Genomic DNA, 13964 nt, shown 5'->3' with positions numbered 1-13964 from the left:
TCAGCAGCAGAGAAGCGAGATTATGATCAACATTTCGCAGCGCGTCAACTACTTTTTTCAGCGCCGCGATCAACTCACTGCGTCGATCACTTCTCAGTCAAACGAATTAGCGGCCAACTGCTCAGGCGCTCGACGCGTCCAACCTTGCTTCTTCTTCCGCACCGCGTTTCCGTTAGCGCGAAAGAGGCGTGATTTTAAGCAGGCTTTAGCCAGCGCGCAAGAGAGAATCGAACATATTTTTTCGCCTTTCTCCCACACCCCCCTCGCCTCGCTTCGCCAGCACGTACCGGAATTCTCGTAGCCGTCCGGACGACCCGCTGCTCCGCGCGGGAACCGACTAAAATGGCAGGTTCAAAGCACCCACCTCTAACTATCCAGATCTATGCGCCAGCGAACCGCCAAACGCCTCCCCCCCGATGCCGACAAACTGGTCGGCCTGTCGCTCGCGCTGTTCGCATCCGGCAGCCGTGTCGAGGACCGGTTCTGGGAAGCGAAGCTCGACGCGCTGCTCACGAAGGTGATCCGCAACGGCAATCAGACGACCCTCGACGCCGCGCTCGACCATCTGCAACAGAATCATCCCGATGCCTATGGCGCGCTCGCCGACATGGCGGAGACCCACAGCGAATCGCTGCTCGTCGAACACGAGGGGCAGACGCACGAAGCGCTGCTCGTCGCCGTGCCGATTCTCGCCTGGACGCGCTACATGATTCCGTCCGGGACGCTCAAGGCCGAGATCGCCGAGGTCCTGCGCACGCACCTGCAGGCACATGTGCTCGCGGAACACACGCACGTCGCGCTCGCCCCCTTCCTCTACAGCATCGACCAATTGCCGCGCCATCACGTCGAGGCCTATCGCCTCACGCAGCAGCTCGCGCAAGCCGCGCTCGGCGGCCAGGCGCCCCGCCTCAACTTCGGCGACCTGCCCGAAACCTCGCCGATCCTGGCTGACCCGCGCTTCCTGCTGGCCGTGGTCGCGACGCCGGCCGGCTCGCCAATGTTCCGCTGGCAGGAAGAAGAGCAAGGCGCGCGCATCGAACGCGGCCAGTGCCTCGAACAATGGACCAGCCAGGGCGGCGGCAATCTGGCCAACGCGCTGCCGGGCTGCGAATTCGAATGCCTGCTGCCGGACGCCTATTACTCGGCATGCCGCGACGCCGACGAGCGCGTGCGCCCACATACGGTTCGCACCGCCATCCGTTACCTGTTCGACACCATCGGCGCTGCCCCGCAGGAACTGCGGGCTGTCGTCGCAGGCTTCGGCGAGCGCCGCATCGACGAATACCGGATCGGCTTCACGCGACGCGGCAGCAACGACGTGATCTACGGCGTCGTGTGGCCGCTGTATGGACGCGAGAACGGCGACATGGCCGTGGAAGACACGATGGTCGATGCCGAGGCCCCGGTCGACGGCCCGATCGAGGAAATCGTCTCGCTGCTGAAGGATACGGGCGTGACCGACATCCGCCGCCACGCCGGCCGCTTCGAACCGGAATACTGCGACGATTGCGGCGTTCCGCTGTATGCCGACCCGCTCGGTGAAATCGTCCACGCCGAAATGCCGGAAGACGCCTCCCCCGCCCAGCCGCATTTCCATTGAGCCGGCACGCCGCCAAGCTGTTTCACAGCGACAAAGAGCCGCCCGCGAGGCGGCTCTTTTTTTTCACATACTTGCACCTCTTCCTATGACGTTCGGCTAGGCCGACGCGACGTAATCGTTTTGTCATCATGTTCGCGACGCTAATCGTCATCACGCTACAAACCAAACGAAGGAGGCAGCGATGAGATTCCTGGTGTTGAGTCCTGACGCGGAGCGCCGCGACGGCTTGAAGGCGTTGCTGCGGCAGATCGATCGGCACGGCGGCTACAACGATGCCAAGGATTGGCGGCAGGCCATGCGCGTCGTCAGGCAGCACAGCTTCGACATGATCGTCGTCGACGCCCCGCACGGGCCTCGTCTCGGCGATCTGCGCGCGCTGTGCGAGGCCAGCGCGCCGACGCCCGTCGCGGTACTGGTCGACGATACGTCGGCCACGGCAGCCCAGGAACAGTTCGCGACCGGCGCGCAGGGCGTGGTTCCGCGCTGCATGGGCTCCCACCTCGTGATCCGGGCCTTCGAAATGGTGCTGCTGGGCGGCTACTACATACCACCCGGTGCGCTCGATCTCATCGAGGCACGCCTGGCCGGCGATCGTTCAGTCCGTATCGCCAGAAAGATCCCCCTGCGCCGCCAACCGAGCACCGGCGTCCTATCACCCAGGCAAGCGCAGATCATGCGTTTCGTGCACATGGGCAACACGAACAAAATGATTGCCCGCACGCTCGGCATCAGCGAGGGCACGGTCAAGATCCATCTCGCCAGCATTTTCCAGCAGCTCGGCGCGGCCAACCGCGCTGCCGCCGTGGCAATCTACAACGGCTGGCTGCCGCCGCATCTGGAGGTGCTCGCGACGGCCCGCCAGACCCAGTCGCGTCCCTTGTTCGGCTCACCAGGCTCGATTCCGCCGTCCCCACGCGCAAGCCGCAGGAAATATCCGCTGGTTGCCTACGAGGGGCCGCAGATCCCGGTACCCATGGCGGCCGAGCCGGAGCCGACGACGCCGAAACGCAACACCTGAGTCGGCGCCGGGCGTCGAATCGGTTCCCATTTTTCAGCGTCAACGAGTAATATTCGAAGCATGGGCTTCCTCTACACGCCGCTTCCGCTCTGGGTCGCCGTCGGTGGCTGGATCGCCGCCGCGGCGGCGCTCGCGCTCGCGTCGTGGAAGCGTCCGTTCAGCCGCCTCAAGGATCCGACACTGCAGCACGTCTGGTGTGCGCTGATCGCCACGATCACCGTGCTCTGGGCTTCGAACGCCTGGCTCGACGACGGCCTCGTCATGCATCTGCTCGGCGCGACGCTGATCGCGACCCTGTTCGACTGGACGCTCGCCTTGATCGCGATGGGCGCCGTCACCGGCATCGCGGCCATCGTCTTCGATGCGAGCTGGCAAGGTGTCGGCCTGACCTATCTCGTCTACGGCGCCCTGCCGGTTGCCATTTCGACGCTGTTCCAGCGTGCCGCGCTTGCCTGGCTGCCCCACAACCTCCCGACCTTCATCGTCGGCCAGGGCTTCATCGCCCCGGCCGTCACCATCGGCGTCGTGGCCGCCGCAGCAGCAGGCGTGCAGATCGGCATCGCCGACGGCTCGGCCCTGGTGATTCCGGCCGGTTATGGCTTGAACACGCTGCTGCTCGCACTCGGCGAGGCCTGGTTCACCGGCATGGCCACCGCCCTGATCGCGATCTACCGGCCGGCCTGGGTGACCACCTTCGATGTGCGTCGCTACCGTCTCGGCGGCCCTCGCGCCTGAAAATATCCGCTGCTGCTCGGGCAATCGTGCCGGCTCGGCTCGCGAGCCGGCACTTTCGACCAGCCAAACAGCAGCATGTCAAAAAAATTGCGCTAAGATTGAACTCTTCGCCTTCGCCGGGCATCTTACGTGCCCGGCGACTCAATTCCGCACTCTCGAATCCTGATGGACAGCTTCCCCGCCCAGCGTCTATTCGGCGTGTTCGGCAAGCTGGCAGCCTGTGTCGCAGGCCTGTCGCTTGCGCTTTCCGCCCCCGCCTTCGCCGACCTGCTCGATCAGCGCACCGAACTGATCAACAAATACGTCACCGAAATGCATGCCGATCCGCTCGTCGCCGACTGCGCCGCGCACGGCAATTTCATTGCGAGCACATCGAGTGCATTCGATCACGTCGAATTCCCGCCCAGCGCATTCGACAGCGGCAATGCCACGATCACCCCCTGGAACGACTCGTTCGACGAGGGCAAGCAGCGCATCAAGGTCGACAGCATCGTGACGGTCGAAGGTCTCGGTATTTCGCAGAACGGCGGTGACCCGGCCAGCCTGAAATTCCGCTGCGGCTATGTCGGCAGCCAGATGCTCGCCTTCAGCTGGAACGACCCGGTCCCTCCCGCAAGGCCGCGCGCCGAGCGCAGCAGTTCGTCGAAGCGACAATTGCACGGTGGTCATCGCGGCAAGGGCAAGGCCAAGGCGAGCGGCAAGAGTACTCGCAAATCGGCCACGGTGAAGAAGTCGACGACGAGCAAGAAAGCCGTCAAGAAGAAGAGCACGGCGAAGAAATCCTGAGCCCCGGCGCCCTCGCGGCGCGTCACGATCGGCTCTTCGTGCAAAAGGCCGGAATGCGTCGACATTCCGGCCTTTTGTTTTGCGCATTCAACGCCGAGGCATCGTCTCCTCAGGCAAAGCGCTGCAGATGGTTCAGGATCGGCAGCAGCATCGAGGCACCGAGCGCCGCGCTGCGCTCGCCGTTCCAGCCGACGCGCTCGTCCGGCAGGTTGGCGTTGTCCTTGAACGGCATTTCGAGCGTCAGCGACAGGCAGCCGAAGGCGTGGCCGATGTATTTCGAGGCCAGCTTGAGCGCATCCTCGCGATACTTGCTGGCCGCATAACCATGCTCGTCCTGGAAATCGGGGCTTGCCTGCTTGAACGCGGCGATGAACGCGTCCTGCTCCTCGCGCTGGCGATCGGTGAAGCCGGGCAGCATTTCCGAACCGGCCACGAACACGTAGGGCAGGTCCTCGTCGCCGTGGATGTCGAAGAACATGTCGCAGCCGATCGCGTGGATCGCATCGCGCACCACCAGCACTTCGGGGCTGCGCGCCGCGTCGGGTTCCATCCACTCGCGGTTCAGGTTGGCGCCGACCGCGTTGGTGCGCAGGTTGCCGTGCACGCTGCCGTCGGGATTCATGTTCGCGACGATATGGAAGGTCGCGTGATCGTAGAGCTTGCGCGCAACCGCGTCGCCCGCCCAGTCGCCCCAGCCCGCCAGACGCTTGACCAGCCCTTCCACGAACCACTCGGCCATCGATTCGCCGGGATGCTGGCGCGCGATGACCCATACCTTCTTCTTGCTGCCATCCTCGTCGGGCGTGCCGAGCACGAGCAGGGACATCGGCCGCCCCTCGACGGTGCGGCCCAGCTCGACCACGTTGGCCTGCGGCATCTGCTGGATCGCGCCGAGGAATTCCGAATGACGCTCCTCGCCATAGGGCTCGAAGTAGGCGTAATAGATGCTGTCGAATTCCGGCGTGTGATCGATCGTCATCACCTTGCCGTCGAAATCGGTCGGCACGCGGAACCAGTTCACGCGGTCATAGCTCGCCGCCGCGCGATAACCGCGCCAGCCCGCCGGGTAGGCGCTCTCGTGCGCGTTCTCGAAACGCATCACGCAGCGCTCGCCGCGCGCGCCCGACAGGCGGAAATAGAACCATTGCGCGAACTCGGATTGATTGTCGCCGCGAATCCGCAGGCGGATCTCCTCGGGACGCTCGCAGGACACGACGTCGATCGCGCCGGCATCGAACTGGGTGGAAATCGAGAGAGTCATCTTGTCTCCAGGTGGCCGCGCCCTCTTGAGGCACGGGATCAGATCGGAACCTCGGGGACGGCGCGTGGATTACGCACCGATCCGTCGACGGAACACATAGGTGGAATCGTTCGAGGCCTCGGCGTCGAAGGCATACCCTTCCTCGGCGAAGTCCTTCAAATGCTCGGCCGACGCGATGCGCCGGGTCACCGCATAACGCGCCATCAAGCCGCGCGCGCGCTTGGCGTGGAAGCTGATGATCTTGTAGCGGCCGCCCTTCCAGTCCTCGAACACCGGCGTGATGACCGGCGCGTCGAGCAGCTTCGGCTTCACCGACTTGAAGTACTCGGTCGAGGCGCAGTTCACGAGCACGCGTGCGTCGCCATCGCGCGAGGCCAGTTGGGTGTTCAAGGCCCGCGTGATGCGCTCGCCCCAGAAGGCGTACAGGTCCTTGCCGCGCGGATTCTGGAAACGCGTGCCCATCTCGAGCCGATACGGCTGCAGCAGGTCCAGCGGGCGCAGCAGCCCATAGAGGCCGGACAGCACGCGCACATGCTGCTGCGCATAGTCGAGGTCGGAGGCGGACAAGGTCCGAGCGTCGAATCCCTCGTAGACATCACCGTTGAAGGCGAGCACCGCCTGCTTGGCGTTGGCGGCCGTGAACTGGCGCGACCAATCCGCGTAACGCTGGAAGTTGAGGCGGGCCAGCGGATCCGAAATGTCCATCAGCGTGGAAATCTGCTGCGGCGACAGTTTCCGCAACCCCTCGATCAGCTCGGCCGCGTCTTCGATGAAGTCGGGCAGCGTGTGGGTCGGAATATGGGGCGGGGTCTCGTAATCGAGCGATTTCGCGGGAGAGAGAACGATTATCATAGAGGCTCGCCGGCACGCGGTGCGGTGCCGTCAGACGAAAACCACCGATTGTAACGAATGCCCAGCCCCAACGCTCCGCGAGACGGGCACCGCGTGGTGCTCGACTCGAACGTCTGGATCGACATCCTCGTGTTCGACGACCCCGCCGTGCGCCCGATCCGGGCCGCGCTCGAGAACGGCAGCCTGGTTGCCCTGATCGACGCGCGCTGCCTGAACGAACTCGAGCACGTACTCGACTATCCGCAATTCGCCTCGCGCGCGGTCGACAAGGCCGCCGCGCTGGCCACCGTCGCCCGGCTCTCGCAAGCGGCCGACGGCTCGGCCCCGCTGCCCGAGGATGCGCCGCCGCTGCCGAAGTGCAAGGACCGCGACGACCAGAAATTCCTCGAACTCGCCCGGGCCGTCGATGCCGACTGGCTCGTGTCGAAAGACCGCGCGCTGCTGAAGCTCTCGCGCCGCACCGAACGCGACTTCCACTTCCGGATCGCGCAGCCGGCGCCGTTCGTGAGCGCCTGCGGGCTCGAACCCGCCGAACCTACCAAGCCGACGCCGGCCTGAAGGCCACAGCCCGCGCCACGCTCGGCCCCGTCCACCCCATCGCATCCGCCCGACACACGATGAACGCACCGTCCGCCTCGCCCGTCACGCCCGCCATCGTTTCCCGCCTGCCGCAGGTCGGCACCACGATCTTCACGGTCATGAGCGCGCTCGCGGCCGAAAAGGGCGCGGTCAACCTGGGCCAGGGCTTCCCCGATTTCCATTGCGATCCGAGGATCATCGAGGCGGTCGCCGAGGCGATGCGCGACGGCCACAACCAATATCCGCCGATGACGGGCGCCGCGCCGCTGCGCGAGGCGATCGCCGACAAGATCGAGCGGATCTACGGCCGCCGCTACGACGCGGCCAGCGAGATCACCGTCACGGCAGGCGCGACGCAGGCGCTGCTGACGGCGATCCTCTGCGCGGTCCACCCCGGCGACGAGGTGATCGTGGTCGAGCCGACCTACGACAGCTACCTGCCCTCGATCGAACTCGCCGGCGGCAAGCCGGTGTTCGTCACGCTGGAAGCGCCCGACTACGCGATCCCCTTCGACAAGCTGGCGGCCGCGATCACGCCGAAGACGCGGCTGATCCTGATCAACACGCCGCACAACCCGACCGGAACGGTCTGGCGCGAGTCCGACATGCGCCAGCTCGAGGAGATCGTGCGCGGCACCGAGGTGCTGATCCTGTCTGACGAGGTCTACGAGCACATGGTCTATGACGGCGAGCGGCACGAGAGCGTGGCGCGCTACCCGGAACTCGCGGCGCGCAGCTTCATCGTCTCGAGCTTCGGCAAGACCTATCACGTGACGGGCTGGAAGGTCGGCTACGTCGCCGCGCCGGCAGCGCTGACGGCCGAATTCCGCAAGGTCCACCAGTTCAACGTGTTCACCGTCAACACGCCGATGCAGGTCGGGCTCGCCAGCTACCTGCGCGATCCCGAGCCCTACCTGACGCTGCCGGCGTTCTACCAGAAGAAGCGCGACCTGTTCCGCGCCGGGCTCGCCTCGACGCGCTTCAAGCTGCTGCCCTGCGCCGGCACCTACTTCCAGTGCGTCGATTATTCGGCGGTCAGCGACCTGCCCGAAGCGGAATTCGCCAAGTGGCTGACCGTCGAGATCGGGGTTGCCGCGATCCCCGTGTCGGCCTTCTATCACGAGCCGCACGAATCGGGCGTGGTGCGCTTCTGCTTCGCCAAGCGCGAAGACACGCTCGCGACCGCGCTGGAGCGGCTCTCGCGGCTGTAAGCCGGCCGCGCGGCGCCGGCAGCTTCCCGTGCTCGCGCCGCGCCTGCCCTGGCCCCGGCCCGCGCAGCCGCCCTGGCCTAGCGCCTGGCGCCGTTGGCCTCGAGATAAGCCTTGCGATCGGCCGTCACGCGCTGCGCGGCGGGACGCTCGCCCACCAGCTTCGAATACGCCTTCCAGTCGATTCCCGCCTCGACCACCAGATCGCGGCCATACACGGCCTTGGTCGCGAGCCCCACGATCGGCAGGTGGATATAGGCGGCCACGTCGGCCATCCCGTAGGTCTCGCCGAGCACGTAGGGCGCGAAGCGCGTCATCTTGCGAAACGCGGCCAGCGCGCCGACCAGGCGCTTCTCGACGCGCCGCTGCGTCTCCTCGCTGGCCGTGCCGCCGAAAAATGCCTGCCCGTACAGGCTGCGCGCGACCCATTCGAGATACAGTTCGACGAAGACGGTGATTTCCCGCACCTTGGCCGCCTCGAACGGATCGGCCGGGAACAGGCCCTTCTCCGGATAAAGCGCGGCAAGATACTCGACGATCGCCTGCGATTCCGACAGCGCGCCGTGCTCGGTGCGCAGGAACGGCACCTTGCCGAACGGTGAGGCGTCGAGCGCCTCGTCACCGCTCAGCGGCAGCGTATGAATCTGCTCCTCGAAATCGATCTCGTGATCGAGCAGCACCAGCTTCACCTTGTTGTAGTAGTTCGATAAGGGCAAACCACAGAGCTGCAGCATCATCGTTCTCCTGTCCTGACGGGTTCGAGGCGCGAGGCCTGCTCGTGAAATCCGCGGCTCGTCGCGAGGTGCCGAATAGCACGTTCGTGCTAGTCTAAAGCACTTCGCAGCCCCGACCACCGGACGCGCGTTCATGCATTCGCCGCGCCGGCCAAAAGACCGACATCCTGGAGACATCCGCATGAGCGCCGAACTGCTCGCGTCCCGCCCCGCCGAAAGCGAATCGACCCTGGTCTTGACGCTATCGAATCCGGGCGCACGCAACGCCCTGCATCCCGACATGTACGCGGCCGGCCTCGAGGCGATGAACACCGCCGAGCGCGATCCCTCGATCCGCAGCGTGGTGCTGACCGGCGCGGATCGCTTCTTCTGCGCCGGCGGCAACCTGAACCGGCTGCTCGAGAATCGCGCCAGGGATCCCGCGGTGCAGACCGCCAGCATCGACCTGCTAGGCGAATGGATCACCGCGATCCGGACCGTCACCAAGCCGGTGATCGCGGCGGTCGAAGGCGCCGCCGCCGGGGCCGGTTTCTCGCTGGCGCTGGCCTGCGACCTGGTCGTCGCCGCCGAGGACGCGAAATTCGTGATGTCCTACGCGCGCGTCGGGCTCACGCCGGATGGCGGCGGCTCCTGGTTCCTGGCCCGTGCGCTGCCGCGCGCGGTGGCCACTGAAATCCTGATCGAGGGCAAACCAGTCGTGGCCCGACGCCTGCATGATCTCGGCGTCGTCAATCGCCTCGCGCGTGCCGGCTCGGTGCTCGACGAAACGCTGGCCTGGGCCGACGAGCTCGGCCGCATCTCGCCGAACGCCGTCACGCGCGTGAAGGCCTTGCTCGCCGACGCGCCCGAGCAGCCGCTCGCGGCGCACCTGGTGGCCGAGCGCGATCATTTCGTCGCCTCGCTCCATCATGCCGACGGGCTCGAAGGCATCACCGCCTTCCTGGAGAAACGGCCGCCCGTCTATTCCCGATGATCCCAGGATGACCACTATCTATACCCTGCCGACCCGCCGCCGCATCTACCTGATGCGACATGGCGACGTCACCTATTTCGATGCCAGGCAACAGGCGATCGACCCGGACGCGGTACCGCTCAACGAACTCGGCCGGGCCCAGGCCCGCGCGGCCGGCCGCGCCTTCGCCGCGCAATCGATCCGCTTCGACCGCGTGATCACCAGCGGCCTGAATCGCACCGTCGAAACGGCCTCGCTCGTGCTCGCGGAAACCGGGCAGGCGATCGACATCGAGATCGAACCGGCATGGCGCGAAATCCGCGGCGGCCATCTTGCCGACCTGCCACCGGAGGATGTCGAGGCGGCCTTTATCGGCGCCTTCCACGGCATCGTCCCGGAACACGTGCCCTTCCTCGGCGGCGAAACCATCGGCGAGCTGATCGATCGCGTGCTGCCGCCGCTCGCGGCATTGCGCGCCGCCCCTGGCTGGGACACCGCGCTGCTGGTGCTGCACGGCGGCGTCAACTGCGCGCTGCTGTCCCATGCCACGCTGCCCGAGCAGCGGCTGTTCATCGGGCGATTCGCGCAATCGACCGCCTGCATCAACGTGCTCGACATCGGCCAGCATGCGCACGACTGGGTGATCCGGCAACTCAACTACACGCCCCCCGATGCGCTGCATCGCGACGCCCGCAACACCGTCATGGAAGTGCTCTATCACCAGTTCGTTCAGGCCAACGCGGGAAGCTGAACCCGCGCGGCGCCCCGGAGGCAAGGATGAGGCAAGCGCAGCAAGGAGAGGCAAAGCCGGACGATTATTCGGCCTTCGAGGGCACGGCGCCGGTCAGCGCGGCCCAGCACATCGACACCGCGGCGCTCGACACCTGGCTCGCCGCCCATGTGAGTGAGTATGCGGGCCCGCTCTCGATCGAGCAGTTCCGCGGCGGGCAGTCGAACCCGACATTCAAGCTCGTCACGCCGACACGCCGCTATGTGCTGCGCGCCAAGCCGGCGCCGGTCGCCAAACTGCTGCCCTCGGCCCACGCGATCGAGCGCGAGTACCGCGTGATGGCCGCGCTCGCCGATACCGACGTGCCGGTGCCGCGCATGCTCGCGCTCTGCGAGGACGAATCGGTGATCGGCCGCGCCTTCTACGTGATGAGCTGCGTCGAGGGGCGGGTGCTGTGGGATCCTGCGCTGCCCGGCATGACGCAAGCCGAGCGCGCCGCCCACTACGACGAGATGAATCGCGTGATCGCCGCGCTGCACCGGCTCGACCCGCAGGCGCTCGGGCTCGGCGACTATGGCAAGCCCGGCAATTACTTCGCGCGCCAGATCGGGCGCTGGAGCAAGCAGTACACCGCCTCGGAAACCGAGCCGATCGAGGCCATGCACCGGCTGATCGAATGGCTGCCGCAGCATATCCCGGCCGCCGACGCGGCTAGGCAACGCAGCGCCATCGTCCATGGCGACTTCCGGCTCGACAACCTGATCTTCGCGCCCGACGCGCCGCGCGTGCTGGCCGTGCTCGACTGGGAACTCTCCACGCTCGGCGATCCGCTCGCCGATTTTTCCTATCACTGCATGACCTGGCACACCGAGCCGGGACGATTCCGCGGCATCGGCGGGCTCGACCTGGCCGCGCTCGGCATTCCCGACGAACGGCGCCACATCGCCAGCTATGTCGAGCGCACCGGCTTCACGATCGAGGGCGACTGGCATTTTTATCTCGCCTACAACATGTTCCGGATCGCCGCGATCCTGCAAGGCATCATGAAGCGCGTGGCCGATGGCACCGCCTCCAGCGCACGCGCGCTCGACGCCGGCCGGCAGGCACGGCCGATGGCGGAGCTGGCCTGGCGCTACGCCCAGCAAGTACGCTGAACACGATGGGCTCGGCAGCACATCGAGCCCGGCCGATTCTTCGTTCCGGTTCCGATCGACGCCCTACTCCAGCGAGGTGGCAATGGAATTCGATTACTCCCCCAAGGCCGAGGTCCTGCGCGAGCGGCTGCTCGCCTTCTTCGACACCCACATCTATCCGAACGAGCGCGTGTTCCATGAGGAGATCGCGCGCAACCGGCGCGACGGCAACGCCTGGCGCGCGGTCACCCTGCTCGACACGCTGAAGGACGAGGCGCGCGCGGCCGGGCTATGGAACCTGTTCCTGCCCGAATCCGATCGCGGCGCCGGCCTGTCGAACCTCGACTACGCGCCGCTCTGCGAAATCATGGGGCGCGTGCCCTGGGCGCCCGAGGTCTTCAACTGCAACGCGCCCGACACCGGCAACATGGAAACACTCGAGCGCTACGCCAGCGACGATCAGAAACGCGAGTGGCTCGATCCCCTGCTCGACGGCACGATCCGCTCGGCCTTCCTGATGACCGAGCCGGAAGTGGCTTCGTCGGATGCCACCAATATCCGCACGCGCATCGAGCGCGACGGCGACAGCTACCTGATCAACGGCCACAAATGGTGGTCCTCGGGTGCCGGCGATCCGCGCTGCAAGCTCTATATCGTGATGGGCAAGACCGATCCCGAGGCGCCACGCCATGCGCAGCAGTCGATGATCCTGGTGCCGTCCAATGCACCCGGCATCACGGTGCATCGACCGCTGAACGTGTTCGGCTACGACGACGCCCCGCACGGCCATATGGAGATCACGCTGGAGAACGTCCGGGTGCCGGCCGACAACCTGCTGCTCGGCGAGGGGCGAGGGTTCGAGATCGCGCAGGGCCGTCTCGGCCCGGGGCGCATCCATCACTGCATGCGCCTGATCGGGCTCGCCGAACGCGCGCTGGAGTTGATGTGCCGGCGCACGCTGCAGCGCGTCGCCTTCGGCAAGCCGATCGCGCAGCAGACCGTGACCCAGGAGCGGATCGCCGAGGCGCGCTGCCTGATCGACCAGGCGCGCCTGCTGACGCTCAACGCGGCCTGGAAGATGGACAAGGTCGGCAACAAGGAGGCGCGCCGCGAGATCGCGATGATCAAGGTGGTCGCGCCGAACATGGCCTGCCAGGTGATCGACTGGGCGATCCAGGCCCATGGCGGCGGCGGCGTCAGCGACGATTTTCCGCTGGCCTACGCCTATGCCTCGGCACGCACGCTGCGTTTTGCCGACGGCCCCGACGAAGTCCACCGCAACGCGATCGCCAAGCTCGAACTCGCGCGCTACTCGGCAGCCTAGATGCGAAACGGCGGGACGGCGCCTACGCGCCGCCCCGCCGTTCGGGCATGCCTTGGGCGGCAGCCGCGCCGCCTGCAGCCCGGAACCTCAGAACAGGTGCAAGGTGACGAACTCGGCCGCGCAGGCCAGTGCCGGCTCGCCCGACGAGTCGACCTGCACCGCGACCGACCAGGTGCATTGCAGGCCGCCCTGCTTGCCGTCGATCGCCGTCTTCACCGCGAACAGCCCGCGAACCTTCGCGCCGACCGGCACCGGCCGCAGGAAGCGCACGCGGTTCAGCCCGTAGTTCACCCCCATCTTCTGCTCGAATTCGATCGCATCGGTCATCAGCGCCGGGATCAGGGACAGCGTCAAGAAGCCGTGTGCGATCGGGCCGCCGAACGGCGATTCGCGCGAGGCCCGCTCGGGATCGACGTGGATCCATTGATGATCGTTGGTCGCGTCGGCGAACTGGTTGACGCGCGACTGTTCGATCACGATCCACTCGCTCGCGAAACCATCCGCGCCGACCAGCGCGCGCAGCGCCTCGACGGAAGCGATGCGCGGCCGCTCGGGCCGCTGCCCAGGCTGCTTCTCCGTCGAATCGCCGCTCATGCGCCCACCTGCGGATTGCGCAGCCCGAAAATCACCTTGGAGCGCACCGTGATCACGGTTTCGCCGCTCTCGTCGGTGCCGACCCACTCCGTCGTCACGATGCCGCGATCGGGACGGCTCGCCGACAGCCGCTTGTCGAGGATCCGCTGCTGCATCGTGATGGTCGCACCGGCGCGCACCGGCTTGATCCAGCGGATCTCCTCGATGCCGGGCGAGCCCATGCTGGTCGAGTCGTGCAGCACGTTGCGCACCAGCATGCCCATGAACACCGAGCAGGTGTGCCAGCCGCTCGCCACCAATCCGCCGAACGGCGAGGCCTTGCCGGCCGCCTCGTCGAGATGGAACGGTTGCGGATCAAAGCGCTGCGCGAATTCGATGATCTCGTCCGGCGTGAACGTGTGTTTGCCGACCTCGGTCAGCCCGCCGACTTCCAGATCCTCATAGCCGATCGTCATACC

The 13964-nt window shown here is 66.3% G+C and carries 16 protein-coding genes; 11 read left to right on the top strand and 5 right to left on the bottom strand.

The window, feature by feature from the left end; genetic code table 11:
* The 5 genes from FB600_RS37525 to FB600_RS22925 all read left to right on the top strand — a co-directional run.
* A partial coding sequence (locus tag FB600_RS37525; protein WP_222432926.1) for a hypothetical protein occupies positions 1 to 301 on the top strand: 301 nt, incomplete at its 5' end.
* An 81-nt stretch (positions 302 to 382) separates the two neighbouring features.
* The gene (locus FB600_RS22940; protein ID WP_145757382.1) at positions 383 to 1600 is read left to right on the top strand and encodes a DUF2863 family protein; all 1218 of its coding nucleotides are present in this window, start codon (positions 383 to 385) and stop codon (positions 1598 to 1600) included.
* Positions 1601 to 1781: 181 nt separating this feature from the next.
* A complete protein-coding gene (locus FB600_RS22935; protein ID WP_096750447.1) occupies positions 1782 to 2618 on the top strand; it encodes a LuxR C-terminal-related transcriptional regulator in 837 nt (278 codons plus the stop codon).
* A 60-nt stretch (positions 2619 to 2678) separates the two neighbouring features.
* Positions 2679 to 3353, top strand: coding sequence for an energy-coupling factor ABC transporter permease (locus tag FB600_RS22930; protein WP_096750446.1), 675 nt, complete (start codon positions 2679 to 2681; stop codon positions 3351 to 3353).
* 165 nt (positions 3354 to 3518) lie between these two features.
* A complete protein-coding gene (locus FB600_RS22925) occupies positions 3519 to 4139 on the top strand; it encodes a BspC domain-containing protein (RefSeq protein WP_013698836.1) in 621 nt (206 codons plus the stop codon).
* Between the two features lie 109 nt (positions 4140 to 4248).
* Here the strand turns inward: FB600_RS22925 and FB600_RS22920 are convergent, their stop codons facing one another.
* Positions 4249 to 5400 carry a M14-type cytosolic carboxypeptidase gene (locus FB600_RS22920; protein WP_096750445.1) on the bottom strand — a complete coding sequence of 384 codons (1152 nt, stop codon included), beginning with the start codon at positions 5398 to 5400 and terminating at the stop codon, positions 4249 to 4251.
* Positions 5401 to 5469: 69 nt separating this feature from the next.
* Positions 5470 to 6252, bottom strand: a complete 783-nt coding sequence (yaaA, locus tag FB600_RS22915; RefSeq protein WP_036049891.1) for a peroxide stress protein YaaA — start codon at positions 6250 to 6252, stop codon at positions 5470 to 5472.
* A gap of 57 nt (positions 6253 to 6309) precedes the next feature.
* Here yaaA and FB600_RS22910 point away from each other — a divergent pair, with 57 nt between their 5' ends.
* Positions 6310 to 6810 carry a putative toxin-antitoxin system toxin component, PIN family gene (locus FB600_RS22910; protein WP_096750444.1) on the top strand — a complete coding sequence of 167 codons (501 nt, stop codon included), beginning with the start codon at positions 6310 to 6312 and terminating at the stop codon, positions 6808 to 6810.
* A 59-nt stretch (positions 6811 to 6869) separates the two neighbouring features.
* A complete protein-coding gene (locus FB600_RS22905) occupies positions 6870 to 8042 on the top strand; it encodes a pyridoxal phosphate-dependent aminotransferase (RefSeq protein WP_096750443.1) in 1173 nt (390 codons plus the stop codon).
* A gap of 77 nt (positions 8043 to 8119) precedes the next feature.
* On the opposite strand, the gene FB600_RS22900 is transcribed toward FB600_RS22905, so the two are convergent.
* Complete coding sequence (locus FB600_RS22900; RefSeq protein ID WP_145757381.1) at positions 8120 to 8773, bottom strand: glutathione S-transferase; 654 nt, start codon at positions 8771 to 8773, stop codon at positions 8120 to 8122.
* Positions 8774 to 8954: 181 nt separating this feature from the next.
* On the opposite strand from FB600_RS22900, the gene FB600_RS22895 reads away from it, so the two are divergent.
* The 4 genes from FB600_RS22895 to FB600_RS22880 all read left to right on the top strand — a co-directional run bounded on the left by FB600_RS22895 (position 8955) and on the right by FB600_RS22880 (position 12912).
* Complete coding sequence (locus FB600_RS22895) at positions 8955 to 9746, top strand: oxepin-CoA hydrolase, alternative type (protein ID WP_145757380.1); 792 nt, start codon at positions 8955 to 8957, stop codon at positions 9744 to 9746.
* Positions 9747 to 9753: 7 nt separating this feature from the next.
* A complete protein-coding gene (locus FB600_RS22890; RefSeq protein ID WP_096750441.1) occupies positions 9754 to 10476 on the top strand; it encodes a histidine phosphatase family protein in 723 nt (240 codons plus the stop codon).
* Between the two features lie 26 nt (positions 10477 to 10502).
* Complete coding sequence (locus FB600_RS22885; protein WP_096750440.1) at positions 10503 to 11609, top strand: phosphotransferase; 1107 nt, start codon at positions 10503 to 10505, stop codon at positions 11607 to 11609.
* 82 nt (positions 11610 to 11691) lie between these two features.
* Positions 11692 to 12912: an acyl-CoA dehydrogenase family protein gene (locus tag FB600_RS22880; protein ID WP_013698845.1), complete on the top strand. Its 1221-nt coding sequence runs from the start codon at positions 11692 to 11694 to the stop codon at positions 12910 to 12912.
* A gap of 87 nt (positions 12913 to 12999) precedes the next feature.
* Here FB600_RS22880 and FB600_RS22875 read toward each other — a convergent pair whose 3' ends face one another.
* Together FB600_RS22875 and FB600_RS22870 are read right to left on the bottom strand one after the other, a co-directional pair.
* Positions 13000 to 13506: a MaoC family dehydratase gene (locus FB600_RS22875; protein ID WP_042286125.1), complete on the bottom strand. Its 507-nt coding sequence runs from the start codon at positions 13504 to 13506 to the stop codon at positions 13000 to 13002.
* Positions 13503 to 13961 (bottom strand): MaoC family dehydratase, encoded by a 459-nt coding sequence (locus tag FB600_RS22870; protein WP_096750744.1) that lies wholly within the window; start codon positions 13959 to 13961, stop codon positions 13503 to 13505. Before FB600_RS22870 ends, FB600_RS22875 begins: the two co-directional genes overlap by 4 nt.
* Positions 13962 to 13964: the final 3 nt, after the last annotated feature.

It is taken from the genome of Burkholderia sp. SJZ089, assembly GCF_007828315.1.
GTDB lineage: Bacteria > Pseudomonadota > Gammaproteobacteria > Burkholderiales > Burkholderiaceae > Burkholderia > Burkholderia gladioli.
This window is presented reverse-complemented; position numbering and strand designations above follow the sequence as displayed.

Excerpts from the sequence above, each read along its gene's own strand:
- FB600_RS22940 (WP_145757382.1), top strand. The coding sequence starts at position 383 with ATGCGCCAGCGAACCGCCAAACGCCTCCCCCCCGATGCCGACAAACTG.
- FB600_RS22935 (WP_096750447.1), top strand. The coding sequence starts at position 1,782 with ATGAGATTCCTGGTGTTGAGTCCTGACGCGGAGCGCCGCGACGGCTTG.
- FB600_RS22930 (WP_096750446.1), top strand. The coding sequence starts at position 2,679 with ATGGGCTTCCTCTACACGCCGCTTCCGCTCTGGGTCGCCGTCGGTGGC.
- FB600_RS22925 (WP_013698836.1), top strand. The coding sequence starts at position 3,519 with ATGGACAGCTTCCCCGCCCAGCGTCTATTCGGCGTGTTCGGCAAGCTG.
- FB600_RS22920 (WP_096750445.1), bottom strand. The coding sequence starts at position 5,400 with ATGACTCTCTCGATTTCCACCCAGTTCGATGCCGGCGCGATCGACGTC.
- yaaA (WP_036049891.1), bottom strand. The coding sequence starts at position 6,252 with ATGATAATCGTTCTCTCTCCCGCGAAATCGCTCGATTACGAGACCCCG.
- FB600_RS22910 (WP_096750444.1), top strand. The coding sequence starts at position 6,310 with ATGCCCAGCCCCAACGCTCCGCGAGACGGGCACCGCGTGGTGCTCGAC.
- FB600_RS22905 (WP_096750443.1), top strand. The coding sequence starts at position 6,870 with ATGAACGCACCGTCCGCCTCGCCCGTCACGCCCGCCATCGTTTCCCGC.
- FB600_RS22900 (WP_145757381.1), bottom strand. The coding sequence starts at position 8,773 with ATGCTGCAGCTCTGTGGTTTGCCCTTATCGAACTACTACAACAAGGTG.
- FB600_RS22895 (WP_145757380.1), top strand. The coding sequence starts at position 8,955 with ATGAGCGCCGAACTGCTCGCGTCCCGCCCCGCCGAAAGCGAATCGACC.
- FB600_RS22890 (WP_096750441.1), top strand. The coding sequence starts at position 9,754 with ATGACCACTATCTATACCCTGCCGACCCGCCGCCGCATCTACCTGATG.
- FB600_RS22885 (WP_096750440.1), top strand. The coding sequence starts at position 10,503 with ATGAGGCAAGCGCAGCAAGGAGAGGCAAAGCCGGACGATTATTCGGCC.
- FB600_RS22880 (WP_013698845.1), top strand. The coding sequence starts at position 11,692 with ATGGAATTCGATTACTCCCCCAAGGCCGAGGTCCTGCGCGAGCGGCTG.
- FB600_RS22875 (WP_042286125.1), bottom strand. The coding sequence starts at position 13,506 with ATGAGCGGCGATTCGACGGAGAAGCAGCCTGGGCAGCGGCCCGAGCGG.
- FB600_RS22870 (WP_096750744.1), bottom strand. The coding sequence starts at position 13,961 with ATGACGATCGGCTATGAGGATCTGGAAGTCGGCGGGCTGACCGAGGTC.